The 17,833-nt window shown below is 66.8% G+C and carries 18 protein-coding genes; 8 read left to right on the top strand and 10 right to left on the bottom strand.

The window, feature by feature from the left end; all coding sequences use genetic code 11:
• Window positions 1-67: 67 nt before the first annotated feature.
• The 6 genes from K6L26_RS14200 to K6L26_RS14175 all read left to right on the top strand — a co-directional run bounded on the left by K6L26_RS14200 (window position 68) and on the right by K6L26_RS14175 (window position 3,782).
• A complete protein-coding gene (locus K6L26_RS14200) occupies window positions 68-895 on the top strand; it encodes a RecB family exonuclease (RefSeq protein WP_064897331.1) in 828 nt (275 codons plus the stop codon).
• The gene (locus K6L26_RS14195) at window positions 892-1,689 is read left to right on the top strand and encodes a thioesterase family protein (protein WP_064897333.1); all 798 of its coding nucleotides are present in this window, start codon (window positions 892-894) and stop codon (window positions 1,687-1,689) included. The genes K6L26_RS14200 and K6L26_RS14195 overlap by 4 nt, the downstream gene beginning before the upstream one ends.
• Window positions 1,686-2,195: a DinB family protein gene (locus K6L26_RS14190; protein ID WP_064897335.1), complete on the top strand. Its 510-nt coding sequence runs from the start codon at window positions 1,686-1,688 to the stop codon at window positions 2,193-2,195. The genes K6L26_RS14195 and K6L26_RS14190 overlap by 4 nt, the downstream gene beginning before the upstream one ends.
• 113 nt (window positions 2,196-2,308) lie before the next feature.
• The gene (locus tag K6L26_RS14185) at window positions 2,309-2,626 is read left to right on the top strand and encodes an ArsR/SmtB family transcription factor (protein WP_036394001.1); all 318 of its coding nucleotides are present in this window, start codon (window positions 2,309-2,311) and stop codon (window positions 2,624-2,626) included.
• The gene (locus K6L26_RS14180) at window positions 2,623-3,138 is read left to right on the top strand and encodes an SRPBCC family protein (RefSeq protein ID WP_085140146.1); all 516 of its coding nucleotides are present in this window, start codon (window positions 2,623-2,625) and stop codon (window positions 3,136-3,138) included. Before K6L26_RS14185 ends, K6L26_RS14180 begins: the two co-directional genes overlap by 4 nt.
• Window positions 3,139-3,149: 11 nt before the next feature.
• Window positions 3,150-3,782: a flavodoxin family protein gene (locus tag K6L26_RS14175; RefSeq protein ID WP_221853271.1), complete on the top strand. Its 633-nt coding sequence runs from the start codon at window positions 3,150-3,152 to the stop codon at window positions 3,780-3,782.
• Here the strand turns inward: K6L26_RS14175 and K6L26_RS14170 are convergent.
• From K6L26_RS14170 to K6L26_RS14155, 4 genes are all read right to left on the bottom strand, one after another.
• Window positions 3,748-5,124 carry an FAD-containing oxidoreductase gene (locus K6L26_RS14170; RefSeq protein ID WP_221853270.1) on the bottom strand — a complete coding sequence of 459 codons (1,377 nt, stop codon included), beginning with the start codon at window positions 5,122-5,124 and terminating at the stop codon, window positions 3,748-3,750. The genes K6L26_RS14175 and K6L26_RS14170 overlap by 35 nt on opposite strands.
• A gap of 3 nt (window positions 5,125-5,127) precedes the next feature.
• Window positions 5,128-5,610: a DUF4126 family protein gene (locus K6L26_RS14165; RefSeq protein ID WP_036394333.1), complete on the bottom strand. Its 483-nt coding sequence runs from the start codon at window positions 5,608-5,610 to the stop codon at window positions 5,128-5,130.
• Window positions 5,611-5,699: 89 nt separating this feature from the next.
• Window positions 5,700-6,554 (bottom strand): ATP phosphoribosyltransferase, encoded by an 855-nt coding sequence (hisG, locus tag K6L26_RS14160; protein WP_085140211.1) that lies wholly within the window; start codon window positions 6,552-6,554, stop codon window positions 5,700-5,702.
• A gap of 15 nt (window positions 6,555-6,569) precedes the next feature.
• Window positions 6,570-6,851, bottom strand: coding sequence for a phosphoribosyl-ATP diphosphatase (locus tag K6L26_RS14155; RefSeq protein WP_019345991.1), 282 nt, complete (start codon window positions 6,849-6,851; stop codon window positions 6,570-6,572).
• A gap of 37 nt (window positions 6,852-6,888) precedes the next feature.
• Between K6L26_RS14155 and K6L26_RS14150 the strand changes: the two genes are divergently transcribed.
• Window positions 6,889-7,368, top strand: coding sequence for a hypothetical protein (locus K6L26_RS14150; RefSeq protein WP_076211636.1), 480 nt, complete (start codon window positions 6,889-6,891; stop codon window positions 7,366-7,368).
• A 9-nt stretch (window positions 7,369-7,377) separates the two neighbouring features.
• On the opposite strand, the gene K6L26_RS14145 is transcribed toward K6L26_RS14150, so the two are convergent.
• From K6L26_RS14145 to metH, 3 genes are all read right to left on the bottom strand, one after another.
• Window positions 7,378-8,970, bottom strand: coding sequence for a sugar porter family MFS transporter (locus K6L26_RS14145; protein WP_036393994.1), 1,593 nt, complete (start codon window positions 8,968-8,970; stop codon window positions 7,378-7,380).
• Window positions 8,971-9,027: 57 nt separating this feature from the next.
• Window positions 9,028-9,711: an HAD family hydrolase gene (locus tag K6L26_RS14140; protein ID WP_019343936.1), complete on the bottom strand. Its 684-nt coding sequence runs from the start codon at window positions 9,709-9,711 to the stop codon at window positions 9,028-9,030.
• 73 nt (window positions 9,712-9,784) lie between these two features.
• Window positions 9,785-13,519 carry a methionine synthase gene (gene metH, locus K6L26_RS14135; RefSeq protein WP_221853269.1) on the bottom strand — a complete coding sequence of 1,245 codons (3,735 nt, stop codon included), beginning with the start codon at window positions 13,517-13,519 and terminating at the stop codon, window positions 9,785-9,787.
• A 280-nt stretch (window positions 13,520-13,799) separates the two neighbouring features.
• On the opposite strand from metH, the gene K6L26_RS14130 reads away from it, so the two are divergent.
• On the top strand, window positions 13,800-14,678 hold the full coding sequence (locus tag K6L26_RS14130) for a PAC2 family protein (protein WP_019343938.1): 879 nt from the start codon (window positions 13,800-13,802) through the stop codon (window positions 14,676-14,678).
• Window positions 14,679-14,700: 22 nt separating this feature from the next.
• Here the strand turns inward: K6L26_RS14130 and K6L26_RS14125 are convergent, their stop codons facing one another.
• The 3 genes from K6L26_RS14125 to K6L26_RS14115 all read right to left on the bottom strand — a co-directional run bounded on the left by K6L26_RS14125 (window position 14,701) and on the right by K6L26_RS14115 (window position 17,740).
• Window positions 14,701-15,585, bottom strand: a complete 885-nt coding sequence (locus K6L26_RS14125) for an SDR family oxidoreductase (protein ID WP_064897347.1) — start codon at window positions 15,583-15,585, stop codon at window positions 14,701-14,703.
• Window positions 15,586-15,624: 39 nt separating this feature from the next.
• The gene (gene mshC, locus K6L26_RS14120; protein ID WP_221853268.1) at window positions 15,625-16,863 is read right to left on the bottom strand and encodes a cysteine--1-D-myo-inosityl 2-amino-2-deoxy-alpha-D-glucopyranoside ligase; all 1,239 of its coding nucleotides are present in this window, start codon (window positions 16,861-16,863) and stop codon (window positions 15,625-15,627) included.
• Window positions 16,864-16,978: 115 nt separating this feature from the next.
• Window positions 16,979-17,740, bottom strand: a complete 762-nt coding sequence (locus K6L26_RS14115) for a 3'(2'),5'-bisphosphate nucleotidase CysQ (RefSeq protein WP_064897350.1) — start codon at window positions 17,738-17,740, stop codon at window positions 16,979-16,981.
• Window positions 17,741-17,833: the final 93 nt, after the last annotated feature.

Below are 17,833 nucleotides of genomic sequence, written 5' to 3'. Positions count from 1 at the left end.
TACCCGTACCGGGCGTGGTGGCCGGGGTTGCGCAACTTTGTCGGCGCCCGGTCATAGGCTTGCGGGTGTGAGTGAGGAACCGGATCCGACGCCACGCCGCCCGGCGCTGTCGCCGTCCCGGGCCGGCGATTTCAAGCAGTGTCCCCTGTTGTACCGGTTCCGCGCCATCGACCAGCTGCCCGAGCCCCGGTCCACCGCGCAGCTGCGCGGTTCGCTGGTACATGCGGCGTTGGAGCAGCTCTACGGTCTGCCCGCGGCAGAGCGGGTGCATGACATGGCGCTGACACTCGTCGAGCCGGCATGGGAGCAGGTGGTGGCCGCCGAACCCGAGCTGGCCGACACGGAGTACCCGGCGACGCTGCTCGCCGAGGCCAGGGCCCTGTTGTCCGGCTACTACCGGCTGGAGGATCCGACCCGGTTCGATCCGCAGTGCTGCGAGCATCGCCTCGAGGTCGAACTGGCCGACGGCACGCTGCTGCGCGGATTCGTCGACCGCATCGATGTCGCGCCGTCAGGCGAGCTGCGCGTCGTCGACTACAAGACCGGCAAAGCCCCGCCGGCGGCGCGGGCGCAGGCCGAGTTCAAAGCGATGTTCCAGATGAAGTTCTACGCCGTTGCCTTGCTCCGCTCGCGTGGGGTGATGCCGTCACGGCTTCGCCTGTTGTACCTGGCCGACGGTCAGGTGCTCGACTACTCCCCCGCACATGATGAACTGTTGCGGTTCGAGCGCACACTGATGGCGATCTGGAAGGCCATCCAGGTGGCCGGGGCCACCGGTGACTTCCGGCCGAACCCGTCGCGGTTGTGTTCGTGGTGTGCACATCAGAGTTTGTGTCCGGCGTTCGGTGGCACCCCGCCGCCGTATCCCGGATGGCCGGAATCAGGAGTTGCATGATCGGGTGTCATTACCGTCGGCGCGGTGCCGACGGTGAGTACCAGCTGTTCGAATCCACCGCCGACACCCGGAGCAACTGGGATCCGGCGATTCAGCACGGCTCGCCTCCACTGGCCCTGCTGACCAAAGCCATCGAGGAGTTGACCGCCGACTCTGGTCTACGGGTCGGGCGGTTGACGCTCGACATCCTGGGCGCGATCCCGGTCGCGCCGGTGCGCGTTCGCGCCTGGGTGGACCGGCCGGGCTCACGGATCTCGATGGCCGTCTCAGAGATGGAGGCAGCGCGGCCCGACGGCTCCTGGCGTGCGGTGGCGCGGGTGACGGCATGGTTGCTGGCCCCCAGCGACACCAGTGACGTGGCCACCGACCGCTTTCCGCCGTTGGTCGAGGGCGAGGTCGCCGACGTGGCGCACAACTGGGAAGGCGCACCGGGTTACCTGGAGAGCGTGTCCTGGCGGCGGCAGCGCACCGCCGAGGGTGAGGCCGCCGTGGCGTGGATGAGTCCGCTGACGCCGGTGGTCGATGACGAGGAGACGACGGCCCTGCAACGCCTGGCCCTGGTGGTGGACTCAGCGAACGGCATCGGCGCGGCGTTGAATCCGGAGAAGTTCGTCTTCATGAACACCGATACCGCAGTCCATCTGCACCGGCTGCCCGAGGGGTCGGACTTCGCGGTACGTGCACGCGGGTCGATCGGGCCCGACGGGGTCGGCGTGACGACTGCGGAAATCTTTGACCGCCAAGGGTTTATCGGTACCTCCGCGCAGACGCTGCTGGTGATGCGGGCACCGTGATCGTCGAACTGCGCAATCAGTTCGAGCTGGCCTGGGCGCTGGCCGATCTGCACCTGTCGGCACTGACCGGTGAAGATCATCTGTGGGAGCCGGGTCCGCTGGTGTGGACGGTGCACGAGGACGCCGCCGGACGGTGGTGGCCGGACTGGGCTGACACCGAGCCCGATCCGATTCCGCTCCCGACCATCGGGTGGCTGACCTGGCACATGATCTTCTGGTGGTCGACCGCCCTGGCCCATGTCGACGGCAAGCCGCCAACGCCACGCTCCGAGATCGACTGGCCGGGGCCGGCAGCCGCGGTGCAGCGGATCAGGGTGCTCAGCGCCCGTTGGAGCGGCCTGCTGAATTCGTTGACCGACACCGATCTTGCCGCCCCAGCGACATTTCCGTGGGGGCCGGACTCCGGCAGGTCGCTGGCCGATCTCGTGCTGTGGCTGAACGTCGAGCTGACGAAGAACGCCGCGGAGATCGGTCAGTTGCGGATGCTGCGGGCCTGCAGTCGCTGAGATTGCGTACAGGGTCGTGAATCTCGGGAACTCACGACCCTGTGTTCAATCTCGATAGCGTAGGCGCGCTATATTCGCTTGCATCTATATAGATGCAGTGCAATACTCAAGACATGGACGTGTTCGAGGCAGTCGCCGAACCCAGTCGCCGCGCATTGCTGGACGCCCTCGTCGAGGGTGAGCGCACCGCGGGTGAGTTGGTGGCCACCCTGCCGGGATTGACCCAGCCCACCGTGTCCCGGCATCTGAAAGTGCTGCGAGAGGTCGGCCTGGTCGAAGTGCGCCCCGACGCGCAGCGGCGCATCTACGCGTTGCGCGCCGACGGCCTGGTGCAGATCGACGAGTGGATCGAGCGTTACCGCCGCTACTGGTCCGATCACCTCGACGCCCTGGAACGCCATCTCAAAGCGACCCACAAGGAGACGAAATGACCAGCCGCGAAGGCAAACTCACTGTCGAGGGCGACCGTGCGGCTCTGCATTTCGAGCGCCGCCTGCCCTACCCCGTCGAGGCGGTGTGGGCCGCGATCACCGATCCATCGCAGCGCAACCAATGGATGGGGGAAACCACGATCGACGCCCGCGAAGGCGGCGAGATCGAGATGATCCCGCATGCTCCGCCGATTCCGCCGCAGCAGAAGAAGATGACCGGCCGGATCCGGGTGTGGGACCCGCCAAGGGTTTTCGAACACGAGTGGAATCAGGCCGTACTCTCCGCCCCAGAACCCGGCGTCGTACGTTACGAACTCACCCCGGACGGCGACGGCACCCTGCTTCGGTTCAGCCACCGCGGCCTGACGGTCTCCGACGGCCAGGGCTTCCACCCCGGTACCCACGCCTACCTGGACCGGTTGGAGGCGCATCTGGGCGGGGAGCCTTTGCCGGACTGGGGCCGGCGCTATCAGGAAGTCGCTCAAACCCTCGGCACCACGTGGACTCGGTAGAAGGAAACAACATGTCACACAACGGAACTGATATCGCAGCACCCACCGTCGCGGTGGTGTACCACTCCGGATTCGGCCACACGGCAAGCCTGGCCGCCGCGGTCGCGGCCGGTGCCGGTGACGCCGGAGCCGACGTGAGCCTCGTACCCGTCGCGACCATGACCGACGACGACTGGGACGTACTCGACAATGTCGATGCGATGATCTTCGGCAGCCCCACCTACATGGGCAACGTGTCGGCGGGATTTCAGGCATTCGCCGAGAAGACCGGCCGGCGCTGCATGGCGGGGGCCTGGCGCGACAAGGTGGCCGCCGGATTCACCAATTCCGGCGGTAAGAGCGGCGACAAGCTCAACGCACTCAGTTCACTGGTGGTTTTCGCCGCCCAACACCACATGCATTGGGTCAGCCTGGGTTTGAGCACCGGTTGGAACACCTCGTTCAGCAGCGAGGACGACCTGAACCGGCTCGGCTTCTTCCTCGGCGTCGGCGCTCAGACCAACGTGGACGCCAACCCCGACCAGGTGCATCCCTCCGATGTGCAGACCTGCCGCCATCTCGGTCAGCGGGTCGCGCTGGTGACGCGTCAGCTCAACATCGGCCGCACGCTCAGTCCAGCGGCTTCAGCTCCTGCAGCATCGTAGGGACCAGCTCACTGACGGTGGGGTGGATGTGCATGGTCCGCGATATCGCGGTGTAGGGCAGCTTCGCAGTCATCACGTCGAGAACCGAGTGCACCACCTCGTCGCCGCCGACCCCGAGGATCGCGACGCCGAGAATCTCCTCGGTGTCGGCGTCCACCACCACCTTCATGAAACCCTGGGTCTCGCCTTTCTCCACCGCCCGGCCGACCCGGGTCATCGGACGCTTGCCCACCAACGCTTTTCGACCCGATTTCCGCACCTGCTCGACAGTCAGCCCGGCTCGGCCGAGCGGCGGGTCGATGTAGAGCGCGTAGGTGGTGACGCGATCGCTCACGCGGCGCGGGTCGTCGTCGAGCAGGTTGGCCGCGACGATTTCGAAGTCGTTGTACGAGGTGTGGGTGAAGGCGCCCTTGCCGTTGCAGTCCCCCATCGCCCAGATGTGCTCGGCCGTGGTGCGCAGCTGATCATCGACCACGATGTAGCCACGCCGGTCGACGTCGACGCCGGCGTTCTCCAACCCCAGGTCGTCGGTATTGGGCTTCCGCCCGACCGCGAGCAGCAGGTGCGTCCCCGCAATGGCGTCCGCACCGTCTCTCGGCGTCACCTCGAAGCCACTGTCCCGCTTGGCAAAGCGAATGTCGGTGGCATCGAGCACCACATCGATCCCCTCGGTCCGCAGGATCTCGGCAATGGTGGCTGACACGTCCTCGTCCTCGCGGGAGGTCAGCCGCGGCCCCTTCTCGATCACCGTGACCCGGGCACCGAACCGCCGGTACATCTGCGCGAACTCCAGAGCGATGTAACTGCCGCCCACGATCACGAGGTGCTCCGGCACCACGTCCAGGTCCAGGATGCCGACATTGGTCAGGTAGTCGATACCGTCGAGGCCAGGGAATTCCGGAACCACTGCGCGCCCACCGACATTGAGGAAGATCCGATCGGCCCGCAGCAGTTCGCCGTCGACATCGACGGTGTGCGGGTCCACGAAACGGGCATGTCCACGGATCAGCGTGGCTCCGTCCATGCCCTGTAGCCAGTCCTCGACGCCATGGCGGTCGGCCAGCATGATCTCGTCCTTGCGGGCCTTGACCTTGGCCATGTCGACGGCGATTTCGCCTGTGCCGACACCGAAATCAGCGCCACGCCGAGCCAGGTGAGCGGCATGCGCACTGGCGACAAGGGTTTTGGTGGGGATGCAGCCGTAGTTGACACAGGTGCCACCGACCAGTTTGCGCTCGATCACCGCGACGGTTTGGCCCGCCGCGGTCAATCGGCCTGCCAGCGGCGGCCCGGCCTGACCCGCGCCGATGACGATCGCGTCGAAACTCTGCGCGGACGCCATGGGCTAGACGACCGCGGTCAGAGCGGCGATCGCGAAGCCGCCGAGCACTGCGACCGCATCCTCGACCAGCGCGACCGGCAGATCGTGGCCATCGTTGCGGGCGACCAGGCGGCTGCGCGCCTCATAGCCGCCCAAGGTTCCCAGCACTGCGCCGACGAGGCCGGCGCCCAGGCCGCCGAAGGTGTATCCCCACGCGGTGCCGATCACAGCACCGGCGAACGCACCGGTGATGAGGCGGGCGATGAACTGCACCGGCGTCTTGCGGCTCGGTGTGCGCGGCAGCTGGTCGGTAACCAGCTCCACCACAGCAAGAATGGTCAGCACGCTGACCGTGACCGGATGGGCCAGCCACTGCACCCAGGTGCCGTCGAGGTTGATCCAGTTCAACGCAGCGGCCCACGCCACCGCGGCCGGTGCGGTGAAAGCCCGTAACCCGGCCACCACGCCGATCAGAAGAGCCAACAACAGAACCAGAAAATGCGTCACGGCGACCTCCGAGGCCTGGAATTGTCCCCCGGACGCTAACACGCAACGTGCCGCGGCACGCGCCGATCAAGCAGGGCGGTACCCGTTCGTCAGAATCGGCAGAACCGAATATCTGACGCGAGTATCGCTTTGGCGCCGATCGCGGCGATCTCGTCCATGATGGCGTTGACGTCGCGGCGCGGCACCAGAGCCCGCACCGCGACCCAGTCCGGGTCCGCCAGCGGTGCGATGGTCGGTGACTCCAGCCCCGGTGTCACCGCGGTGGCCTGCTCCAAAACCGCACGCGGGCAGTCGTAATCCAGCATCAGGTACTGCTGGCCGAACACCACGCCCTGCACGCGCGCCGTCAGCTGATCGCGCGCGGACGCGTTGTCGTCACCGTCGGCGCCATCACGTTCGATCAGCACCGCCTCCGACTCGCACAGCGGCGCACCGAACGCCACCAGGTCGTGCAGACCCAGAGTGCGCCCTGAACCGACCACGTCGGCGATCACGTCAGCGACACCGAGTTGGATCGAGATCTCCACCGCTCCGTCCAACCGGATCACCGAAGCCTCGATGCCCTGCGCCGCAAGGTCCTTGCGCACCAGGTTCGGGAACGAAGTGGCGATCCGCTTGCCCTCCAGGTCTTGCGGGCTCCACTGCCGGCCGGCCGGACCGGCGTAGCGGAAGGTGGAGTTGCCGAAGCCCAGTGCCAGGCGCTCTCGTACCGGGGCGTCGGAATCCGCGGCCAGGTCCCGTCCGGTGATGCCCAGATCGAGCTGCCCCGAACCCACATAGATCGCGATGTCCTTGGGCCGCAGAAAGAAAAACTCGACATTGTTGACCGGGTCGACGACGGTCAGGTCCTTGGGGTCACGCCGGCGCCGGTACCCGGCCTCGGCAAGGATCTCGGCGGCCGCTTCGCTGAGCGAGCCCTTGTTGGGGACCGCGACACGCAACATCTGGTCGGCCACGGCTCACAACTTCCGGTAGACGTCGTCAAGGGTCAGGCCCCGAGAGATCATCAGCACCTGCGTCCAGTACAGCAATTGGCTGACTTCCTCGGCGAGCGAGTCGTCGCTCTCGTGCTCGGCGGCCAGCCACACTTCGCCGGCCTCCTCCAAGATCTTCTTCCCGAGCCCATGGATGCCGGCGTCAAGAGCGGCGACCGTGTTACTACCGGCAGGCCGGGTGCGCGCTTTGTCGCTGAGTTCGGCAAACAGGGCCTCGAAGGTCTTCACAGGCATGAATTGTTTCATGCTCGGCGGCGATCGATTCGTGCGGTGCAATAGAAGGGTGAGCGAACCAGTCGACGACGAGCTGCGGACCTACACTGCCCGGGTCACCGCGATCCGCGCGATCCTGTCCGAGCACCTGACGATCGACGGCCTGGTGCAGAACAATCGTGTGGCCAACCCCATCCTTCCGCTCGATTGCCTGGCCGCGTCCTGGGGCGACGACGTGGCATCTGCGCCGACGCTGACCGTGTCGATCCACCCCGTCGACGACTTCGCCGCCGAGGTCGAAGAACTGCGTTACGGTGCCGACTTCGCCCAGGGAAGCTACGAGGTGCAACGCTGCGCGCCCGACGAATTCGCCCTGGTGCAGCCGCAATTGTCCAGCACGTGGGTGCTCGCCGGCCGATGTGAGGTCTACCTGGCCCATCGCCATCTCGCGCCCGAGCAGCTGGTCGATGCGGCGGTCGCGATCGCCCGCCGCATCGGCAGCGGGCCGTATATCGATGACTACACACCTCCGCCGCTGCCGGGCGACTGAGCTGGGCTGCTAGGCCCGCAACGCTTCGGCGTGCATGTCCTCCAGGTGCTTGCCCTTGGTCTCGGCCACCCACTTCCAGACGAAGAGCAGTGACAGCAACGCGCACAAGGCGTAGAAGCCGTACGCCACGCCGAGCACATTGCGCAGTTCGGGGAACGACACGGTGATCAACCAGTTCGCCACCCACTGGCCGGCTGCCGCCAAGCCCAGCGCGGCGGCGCGGATGCGGTTGGGGAACATCTCCCCCAGCAGTACCCACACCACCGGACCCCACGACATTCCGAACGCCACCACGAACAGGTTCGCCGCGATCAGCGCGATGGGTCCGGCCACGCCGTTCAGCTGAGGCTGACCGTCGACCTGCGGGGCGGTCCCGAAGATCACGGCCATGGTGCCCAGGGTGATCGCCATCCCGGTGGAGCCGATCAGCAACAACGGCTTGCGCCCGACCTTGTCGATCAGCGCGATGGCGATCAACGTGGTGACGATGTTGGTCACCGACGTGATCACCGTGATGGTGAAGGCCTGACTCTCCTCGAATCCGACCGCCTCCCACAACACGTTCGAGTAGTAGAAGATCACGTTGATACCGACGAACTGCTGGAATATGGACAGCCCCAACCCGATCCAGACGATGCCGTACAACCCGCTGATGACGGCCGCCGCGACACCGAGCGCGGCGAAGACCACCGCCAGCAGCCACAATCCCAATGAAACCGCCAGCACGGCCAGGACGATGAACAGCAGCAGCAGCGGCCACACGAAGCGTCGAACCCCGGCTGCGAACTTGCCTGCGGATGCGCGCGGCTTGAGCAGGTCCTGCCAGGACGGCGGTTTCTCGGACTTCAGCGAGTCCTCGATCCGGTGGATGGTGATCTCCAGGTTCTTCTCGCCGAGCAGCATCGAGAGAACCTTGCGTGCCTCCGGAATGCGGAACTTGGCGACCAGGTAGCGAGGCGACTCCGGGATGGTGTAGGCCAGCAAGCCGTACACCAGGGCAGGTATGGCCATCACCAGGAACATCCACCGCCAGGCCGCGAGCCCGAACCACAGTTCCTCGCGGGAGCCGCCGGCCAGGTGGGCCAGCAGATAGTCGATCGACAAAGACAGGAATATCCCGGTGACGATCGCCAGCTGCTGAAGTGAGCCCAGCCGCCCACGGATGCGCGGGGGCGCCGTCTCGGCGATGTAGGTCGGCGCGATCACCGAGGCCACCCCGACGCCGAGGCCACCGATGATGCGGAAGATCACCACCAGCCAGATGTGGGTGGCGACAGCGGTGCCGATCGCGCTGATGAAGAACAACAGTGCCGCGAGCTTCATGACCGACCGCCGGCCGATCCGGTCCGCGAGTTGCCCCGCGGTCAGCGCGCCCACCGCAGCCCCGAGCAGCGCCGAAGCCACCGCGGAACCCAGAACCACGTTGTTGATCTGGAATTCATCCTGCAGGGCGGCAACAGCGCCGTTGATCACCGCACTGTCGTATCCGAAAAGCAACCCGCCCAACGCGGCCACCGACGCGATCCGAACCACCCTGCCGCTGTGCTCGGATTCCTCGTAATCCAGGTCCGATGCCGGATCGTCGACCGGTCCGTGAGTCATGGAACCCCCTCCCGCAACAACGCGTGATCAGGCTCACATTCAAACACACGGGCCGGATCAGGCGGTGCGTTCTCCGGCTTGGGAATTCAGTTCGTGAAAGACCGTGCGAAGGGCGGCGACGTCGAGATGTGTCAGCGAAGAAGCGTGCCGGCGAAACGGGCCGCCGGGAACCTCGACATCGTTGGGTACCACCAATACCGGACAACCGGCGGCTTCGGCGGATGCCGTGCCGGTGACCGAATCCTCGATCGCCAAGCAGGATGCGGCGGCTACGCCGAGGAGATCGGCGGCGCGCAGATACGGGTCGGGCGCGGGCTTGCCGCTGGCGACCTCGTCACCGCACACGGTGACCGAAAAGTAGTGGCGGCCAATGCTGTTCAATGCCCGCTCGGCCAGGTCCCGACGGGTGTTGGTCACCAGCGCCATGGGGATCTCGGCGGCGATCAACGCGTCGAGCATCTCCTGAGCACCCGGCCGCCACGGCAACCCCTGCTCGAACAGCTCACCGGTGTAGTCGTGCAGCCAGTCCGCGGACTCGGCCATCGCGGCCGGATCGGGATCCAGGCCGAGGTCGTCGTAGACGATCCGCATCACCGTCTCCGACGACCCACCGACGGTCGACTCCCGTACTTCCGCGCTCAGCACCCCACCCATCCGCGCGTACAGCGCGTGCATGGCGATGTCCCAAAGCTTTTCGGAGTCGACGAGGGTGCCGTCCATATCCCACAGCACCGCACGCATGAGGCGATTGTCCCACCGCACGCTCAGCGGGGCGAAATCGTGTGACTCAGCGCACTACTCGTACGCGGCGCGCTCAGTCCTCCGGGTTGTAGCCGAGATTCGGCGCGAGCCACCGCTCGGCTTCTGCCAGGGTCCAGCCCTTGCGCTTCGCATAGTCGGCGACCTGGTCCTGCGCCATCCGGCCGACGACGAAATACTGCGACTGCGGGTGGGAGAAATACCAGCCGCTGACGGCGGCACCCGGCCACATCGCCATCGAGTCGGTCAGCTCGATTCCGGTCCGCTCCTGCACATCCAGCAACTTCCAGAGCGTCACCTTCTCGGTGTGCTCCGGGCAAGCCGGGTAACCGGGGGCCGGGCGGATGCCCACATACTTCTCCCCGATCAATTCCTCGTTGTCCAGGTGCTCGTCGGGTTGGTAACCCCAGAACTCCTCGCGGACCCGTTGGTGCATCCGCTCGGCGAAAGCCTCGGCCAGCCGGTCGGCGAGCGACTCCAGCAGGATCGCGCTGTAATCATCGAGGGCCGCCTTGAACTCCATGATCTTGTCCTGGCTGCCGAGGCCCGCGGTGACCGCGAAGGCACCGACGTAATCAGCCAGACCGGTGTCCTTGGGCGCGACGAAATCGCCGAGGCTGCGGTTCGGGATCCCGTCGCGATGCTCGCCCTGCTGGCGCAGGTTGTGCAACGTGGTGAGCACCTCGGTGCGGGTGTCGTCGGTGTAGACCTCGATGTCGTCACCGACCGCGTTGGCCGGGAAGAACCCGATCACCCCGTTGGCGCGCAGCCACTTCTCCTTGATCAGGGTGTCGAGCATCTCCTGGGCATCGTCGTACAGCTTGCGGGCCGCCTCGCCCGTCGCCGGGTTGTTGAGGATGTCGGGGAAGCGTCCCTTCATCTCCCAGGCGTTGAAGAACGGCTGCCAGTCGATGTACTCACGCAGCTCGGCGAGGTCGTAGTCGTGAAAATCGCGTACCCCGAGGCCCTGGGCGGGCACCGGCGGCGTGTAGCCGTCCCACTCGATGGGCGTCCGGTTGGCGCGGGCCTTCTCCAACGTCAGCATCGGCCGCTCGTTCTTCTGGGCGTGCCGCTCACGCAGAGACGCGTAGTCGTTCTCCGTGGCCTCCAGCAGGGCCGGCCGCTGCTTGTCGTCGAGCAGCGCGGCCGCGACCGGCACCGAGCGCGACGCGTCCTTGACCCACACCACCGGACCACTGCGCCGCGGCGATATCTTCACCGCCGTGTGGGCGCGCGAGGTGGTCGCACCACCGATCAGCAGCGGGATCTCAAGCCCCTCACGCTCCATTTCGACGGCGAAGTTGACCATCTCGTCCAGGGACGGGGTGATCAGACCGGACAGGCCGATGATGTCGGCGTTGTGCTCCTTGGCCGTATCCAGGATCTTCTGGGCGGGCACCATCACGCCGAGGTCGATCACCTCGAAGTTGTTGCACTGCAACACAACCCCGACGATGTTCTTGCCGATGTCGTGGACGTCGCCCTTCACGGTCGCCATCACGATGGTGCCGTTGGTGTCCTTGGAGTCAGCAGTACCGTTCTGCTCCTTCTCCGCCTCGATGAACGGCAGCAGGTAGGCCACGGCCTTCTTCATCACCCGGGCCGACTTCACCACCTGCGGCAGGAACATCTTGCCCGAGCCGAAGAGGTCACCGACGACGTTCATGCCGTCCATCAGCGGGCCTTCGATCACCTCGATCGGGCGGCCGCCGGCCGCGGCGATCTCGGCGCGCAACTCCTCGGTGTCGTCGTCGACGTGGGCGTCGATGCCCTTGACCAGGGCGTGCGTGATCCGCTCCCGCACCGGCAGGCTGCGCCACTCGGCGGCGACCGGATCCTCCTCCTTGCCCTTGGTGTTGAACCGTTCCGCGATCTCCAGCAGCCGCTCGGCCGCGTCTTCGCGACGGTTCAGCACGACGTCCTCGATGCGGTCCCGCAACTCGGGGTCGATCGAGTCGTAGGGCACCAGCGCACCGGCGTTGACGATGCCCATGTCCAAACCGGCCTTGATGGCGTGGAACAGGAACACCGCGTGGATGGCCTCGCGGACCGGGTTGTTGCCGCGGAACGAGAACGACACGTTCGAGATGCCGCCGGAGATGTGCACCCCGGGCAGGTTCTCCTTGATCCAGGCGCAGGCGTCGATGAAGTCGATCCCGTAGGTGGCGTGCTCCTCGATACCCGTGGCCAGCGCGAAGCAGTTCGGGTCGAAGATGATGTCCTCGGCCGGGAAGCCGACCTCTTCGGTCAGGATCCGATAGGCGCGGCCACAGATCTGCTTGCGGCGCTCCAGGTTGTCGGCCTGCCCCTGCTCGTCGAACGCCATCACGACCACGGCGGCGCCGTACTTGCGGCACAGCCGGGCCTCGCGGACGAACTTCTCCTCGCCCTCCTTCATGGAGATCGAGTTGACGATCGGCTTGCCCTGCACGTTCTTCAGGCCGGCCTCGATGACCTCCCACTTGGAGGAGTCGATCATCACGGGCACTCGGCTGATGTCCGGTTCGGCCGCGATCAGCTTGGTGAACCGATCCATCGCGGCGACACCGTCGATCATGCCCTCGTCCATGTTGATGTCGATGACCTGCGCACCGACCTCGACCTGCTGCAGGGCCACCGACAGCGCGGTGTCGTAGTCCTCGGCCTTGATCAGGTTGCGGAACCGGGCGGAACCGGTGATGTTGGTGCGCTCACCGATGTTGACGAACAGCGAATCCTCGGTGATGTTGAGCGGCTCCAGGCCCGCGAGCCGGGTCGCCACCGGGATCTCGGGCACCTGACGCGGCGGCACGCCGTCGACGACCTTGGCGATCTCGGCGATGTGCGCAGGAGCGGTTCCGCAGCAACCACCGACGATGTTCACCAGGCCCGCCTCGGCGAACTCGGCGACGTAGGAGGCCTGACGCTTCGGGGACTCGTCGTACTCGCCGAAGGCGTTGGGCAGGCCGGCGTTCGGGTAGCACGAGACGAAGGTGTCCGCGATCCGCGACATCTCGGCGATGTAGGGCCTCATCTCGGGCGCCCCCAGTGCGCAGTTGAGACCGACCGCGAGCGGCTTGGCGTGCCGGATCGAATTCCAGAACGCCTCGGTCACCTGGCCGGACAAGGTGCGCCCGGAGGCATCGGTGATGGTGCCGGAGATGATCACCGGCCAGCGGCGTCCGCGCTGCTCGAACAGCGTCTCGATGGCGAAGATCGCCGCCTTGGCGTTCAGCGTGTCGAAGATCGTCTCGACGATGATGATGTCGGCACCACCGTCGACCAGTCCGTTGGCCGCTTCCAGGTAGGCGGCGGCGAGTTGGTCGTAGGAGACGTTACGAGCTCCGGGGTCGTTGACGTCCGGCGAGATCGACGCGGTCCGCGTGGTCGGCCCCAGCGCCCCGGCGACGTAGCGGGGCTTGTCCTTCGTGCTGAACTCGTCGCAGGCTTTGCGGGCCAGGACGGCGCCGGCGTAGTTCAGCTCGTAGCCCAGTTCCTCCATGCCGTAGTCGGAGAGTGAGACCGCGTTGGCGTTGAACGTGTTGGTCTCCAGGATGTCTGCGCCCGCCTCGAGGTACTCGCGGTGAATGCCCTCGATGATCTGCGGCTGCGTCAGGTTGAGCAGATCGTTGTTGCCCTGAACCGGGCTCGCCCAATCCTTGAACCGCTCGCCGCGGTACCCCGCCTCGTCCGGCCGGTCCCGCTGGATCGCCGTGCCCATCGCGCCGTCGATCACCATGATCCGCGCACGCAGAGAAGCTGTGAGTTCAGCGGTGCAGTCCGGGCGGATGTTCGGCTCAAAGGCAGTCACATGCGTTCCTTCCGTAGCGGAAGGCGTCCTTGACTCTGCCGAGCGTGGCGGATACGGGCAGAAACCCGGATCCGTTGCAACGCCTCTCGACCAGAAGAGTCTACGTCGTGATCCAACAGACGTGTGGACGCCCAACTGTGTCGCCGCGATCGACCCCCGGCCCGCGTCGGGATCGCGATGCCAACAGCCTAGTCGGTCTATCAAACATCGCTGTTCGGCGCGGCGGCGACCCGCCCGCACAACGGGCTCATCGACACCCGCCAAGGCTTACGCTTTAGGTGTGACACCGTCGTATCCGAACGCCGGCCGGCCGTTGAACCTGCCTGATTTGAAGGACGCCACCATCGTCGCGGCCTTCGAGGGCTGGAATGACGCCGGCGACGCGGCCAGTGACGCGCTGGACCACCTGGATGCGATCTGGGAAGCCCAGCCGATCGTCGAGATCGACGACGAGTCGTACTACGACTACCAGGTGAACCGCCCGGTGATCCGCCAGGTCGACGGCGTCACCCGGGAACTGGTGTGGCCGTCGATGCGGATCTCGCACTGCCGCCCGCCGGGAAGTAACCGCGATGTGGTGTTGATGCACGGGGTGGAACCCAACATGCGCTGGCGCACCTTCTGCGCCGAGCTGCTGGCCATCGCCGACAAACTCAACGTGCAGACCGTGGTGATCCTGGGCGCGCTGCTGGCCGACACCCCCCACACCCGGCCCGTGCCGGTGTCGGGCTCGGCCTATTCGGCCGATTCGGCGAAATTCTTCGGCCTGGAAGAGACCCGCTACGAGGGGCCCACCGGGATCGCCGGGGTGTTCCAGGACGCCTGCGTGCAGGCCGGCATCCCGGCCGTGACCTTCTGGGCCGCCGTGCCGCACTACGTCTCGCAGCCGCCCAGTCCCAAGGCGACGGTGGCCCTGCTGCGCCGGGTCGAGGACGTGCTGGACGTCGAGGTGCCGTTGGAGGACCTGCCGGCCGCCGCCGAGGAGTGGGAGCAGGCCGTCACCGAGATGACCGCCGAGGACGAGGAGATCGCGGAGTACGTCGCCTCGTTGGAACAGCGCGGCGACGCCGAGGTCGACATGCACGAAGCGCTCGGCAAGATCGACGGCGACGCTCTGGCGGCGGAGTTCGAGCGCTACCTGCGGCGCAGGGGCCGCTGAGCGGCCAATTCAGCAGGGGCCGCTAGCTCTCGGGTTTCTCCAGCGCCTCGATGCGCGCGCTGGTCGAGCGACCGAGTGCGGCGGCCTCGGCGTCGAGTTTCGGCAGCAGCGTCGGGGTGAACTTGCGGATGTCGCGCTCGGCCAGCGGGGTGGTGACGAACGGCCGGATCCAGCGGAACACCCCCACCCATTCCGGGCTGTAGATGCGCTTCTTGCGTCCCTCGATGCCCTTGACGAACGCGGCACCGCAGGCGTCGACGGTGGTGGTCCGGTTCAGCGGCGGCGGCAGCTTGGACAGCATCTCCCGGAACGCCGACAGATCCGACTTGGCGTCCTGCACCAGCGGGGTGTCGATCCAGCTCATGTGGGCCGAGCCGACATCGACGCCGAGGTGTGCCACCTCCAGGCGCAGGGTGTTGGCGAAGTACTCGGCTCCGGCCTTGGAGGCGTGGTAGGCGGCCAGCCCGGGCGCCGAGGTGAACGCCGCCAGGGAGGACACCACGAGCACGTAGCCGCGGCGCTTGATCACCGCGGGCAGGGTCGCACGTACGGTGTTGAACACCCCGACCACGTTGATGTCGATGACCCGTTTGAACGCCTCCGGGTCGACCTGCATGACCGAACCGAAGCTGGCGATCCCGGCGTTGGCCATCACGATGTCGATGCCGCCGAATCGCTCGGTCGCGGCGTCGGCAGCCTTCTGCATGGCGGCCAGATCGCGCACATCGGCCAGCGCGGTCAGCACGTGCTCCGGGCCGAGTTCGGCGGCCAACGCGCTCAGCGGCGCCTCGTCGAGGTCGGTGAGGACCAGTTTGGCGCCCCGACTCCGCAGCCTGCGCGCCACCTCGGCGCCGATACCGCGTGCTCCGCCGGTGATGAAGACGACTTTGCCGTTCACAGAACCCATTGCCGCAACGTACCCCACCGGGGCGCGTGCGACGAGGCCCTAGAGTTCGACGCCGAGCAGCGCGTCCACGGCGTCGGCGACCCGCCGCGGCGCCGCGGTGTCGTGGCCACCGTAGGCCAGCGCGTCGGTACACCAACCATCCAGTGCGGCAAGCGCTTTCGGAGTATCGAGATCGTCGGCCAGGTATTGCCGCACGCGGGCCACCACATCGGTGGCATCCGGCCCGGCCGGCAGCGCAGCAGCGGCCCGCCACTGCTTGAGCCGGGCGTTGGCCTCGGTGAGAACCTCGTCGCTCCAGAACCGGTCACTGCGGTAGTGCCCGGCGAAGAGCCCGAGCCGCACCGCCGACGGATCGATACCGTCAGCACGCAGCCGCGATACCAGCACCAGGTTTCCGCGGCTCTTGCTCATCTTGTGCCCGTCCCAGCCGATCATGCCGGCATGCACATAGTGGCGAGCGAAACGGCGCTCCCCCGTGACGGATTCGGCATGGGCGGCCGAGAACTCGTGGTGCGGGAAAATCAGGTCACTGCCGCCGCCCTGGATGTCGAGGACCGAACCGATGCGGGTGAGCGCGATGGCCGAACACTCGACGTGCCAGCCCGGCCGGCCCGCGCCGAACGGCGAGGGCCAGCTGGGTTCCCCGGGCCGTTGCGCCCGCCACAACAGCGCGTCGAGCTCGTCGCCCTTACCTACGCGGTCAGGGTCACCGCCCCGCTCGCCGAACAGGCGCAGCATGGTCTCGCGGTCGTAGCCCGACTCGTAGCCGAACTGGACCGTGGCGTCGGCGCGGTAGTACACGTCGGGATATTCGGGGTCGTCGACCACATAGGCCGCGCCCGAGGCCAGCATCTTCTCCACCAGCTCGACCACCTCGGTGATCGCGTCGGTGGCGGCCACGTAGTCGTGCGGCGGCAGCACACGCAGCGCGGTCATGTCGTCGCGGAAAAGCTGGGTCTCCCGGTCGCCGAGGTCACGCCAATCGATGCCGTCGCGGTCAGCCCGTTCGAACAGCGGATCGTCCACATCGGTGACGTTCTGCACGTAGCGGACGGTGTACCCGGCGTCCAGCCACAGCCGGTGCACCAGATCGAAGGTCAGATAGGTCGCGGCATGCCCGAGGTGGGTGGCGTCGTACGGGGTGATGCCGCACACGTACATGGTGGCCGTCGGCCCTGGGGTCACCGGGCGGACCTGCCGGTCGGCGCTGTCGTACAGCCGCAGCTGCGGCCCCCGCCCTTCCAGCACCGGGATTGACGGTGCCGACCACGATCGCATGGCCTCGACTCTAAGGTGCTCGCTCAGGACGGCCTCCCGCCGGTCGGTCCCATACAGTTCTCCCAAGTCAGACAACGCCGCCGAGGATTCCATTCCCGAATCGCCGCGGAAAACTTCACCGGGCCACCCCGATCGCCTCCAGCAGGATCGGCGCCAGCTCCTTGCGGCACATGACGAAATCGGGCAGGTACGGGTCGGCACGGTTGTAGCGCAACTGAGAGCCGTCCAACCGGGACGCGTGCAGGCCCGCGGCCAGCACCACGCCTGCGGGGGCGGCCGAATCCCACTCCCACTGACCGCCCGCGTGGATGTAGGCGTCGACGTCACCGCGCACGACGGCCATCGCCTTGGCTCCGGCCGAGCCGATGCGCACCATCCGGAAGTCGAGCTGCTCGCGCATCCGCCAGAGCACGGCAGGCGGACGATTCGAGCTGGCGGTGATCAGCAGAGGCCCGGCCCGCCGCGGCCCCGGCGGGCGGACCGTGTCGCTGCGGTACACCTCGCCCCGGGCGGGCAGGGCCACCACCGCATCCGACAGACCGCCGTCGACGCCCACAGAACGCTGCCAGAGCGCGATGTGCACCGCCCAGTCCTCACGGCCCGGCAGGGAGAACTCATGGGTGCCGTCCACGGGGTCGACGATCCACACCCGGTCGGCATCGACTCGGGACAGATCGTCGACCGCCTCCTCGCTGAGCACAGAATCACCGGGCCGGGCCTGGGCCAGGCGATCCAGGATCAGCGCGTTGGAACGGCGATCCCCTTCGTCGCCGAGGTAATACGGATCGTAGAAACCGATTTCCTCGCGCACCGCCAGCAACAGCTCACCGGCCTCCTTGGCCACTGCTGCAGCCAGGTCGGCGTCGGTCGCGTGCACCGACCAAGTATCCGTGGCACGTCGAATGGGTGCGTTGGCGGGGCCGGTTGTGCCATTAACGTCAGGTGCTGCCACCGGACCTCAAGGAGACCC

The sequence above is a fragment of the Mycobacterium farcinogenes genome, from assembly GCF_019739075.1.
GTDB classification, from domain to species: domain Bacteria; phylum Actinomycetota; class Actinomycetes; order Mycobacteriales; family Mycobacteriaceae; genus Mycobacterium; species Mycobacterium senegalense.
The sequence above is the reverse complement of the archived record's forward strand: the minus strand, read 5'-3'. Positions and strand labels throughout refer to the sequence as shown.

Coding starts and splice junctions, on each gene's coding strand:
- K6L26_RS14195 (WP_064897333.1), top strand. CDS start 892: ATGATCGGGTGTCATTACCGTCGGCGCGGTGCCGACGGTGAGTACCAG.
- K6L26_RS14185 (WP_036394001.1), top strand. CDS start 2,309: ATGGACGTGTTCGAGGCAGTCGCCGAACCCAGTCGCCGCGCATTGCTG.
- K6L26_RS14180 (WP_085140146.1), top strand. CDS start 2,623: ATGACCAGCCGCGAAGGCAAACTCACTGTCGAGGGCGACCGTGCGGCT.
- K6L26_RS14175 (WP_221853271.1), top strand. CDS start 3,150: ATGTCACACAACGGAACTGATATCGCAGCACCCACCGTCGCGGTGGTG.
- K6L26_RS14170 (WP_221853270.1), bottom strand. CDS start 5,124: ATGGCGTCCGCGCAGAGTTTCGACGCGATCGTCATCGGCGCGGGTCAG.
- hisG (WP_085140211.1), bottom strand. CDS start 6,554: ATGTTGCGTGTCGCGGTCCCCAACAAGGGCTCGCTCAGCGAAGCGGCC.
- K6L26_RS14155 (WP_019345991.1), bottom strand. CDS start 6,851: ATGAAACAATTCATGCCTGTGAAGACCTTCGAGGCCCTGTTTGCCGAA.
- K6L26_RS14145 (WP_036393994.1), bottom strand. CDS start 8,970: ATGACTCACGGACCGGTCGACGATCCGGCATCGGACCTGGATTACGAG.
- K6L26_RS14140 (WP_019343936.1), bottom strand. CDS start 9,711: ATGCGTGCGGTGCTGTGGGATATGGACGGCACCCTCGTCGACTCCGAA.
- K6L26_RS14125 (WP_064897347.1), bottom strand. CDS start 15,585: ATGGGTTCTGTGAACGGCAAAGTCGTCTTCATCACCGGCGGAGCACGC.
- mshC (WP_221853268.1), bottom strand. CDS start 16,863: ATGCGATCGTGGTCGGCACCGTCAATCCCGGTGCTGGAAGGGCGGGGG.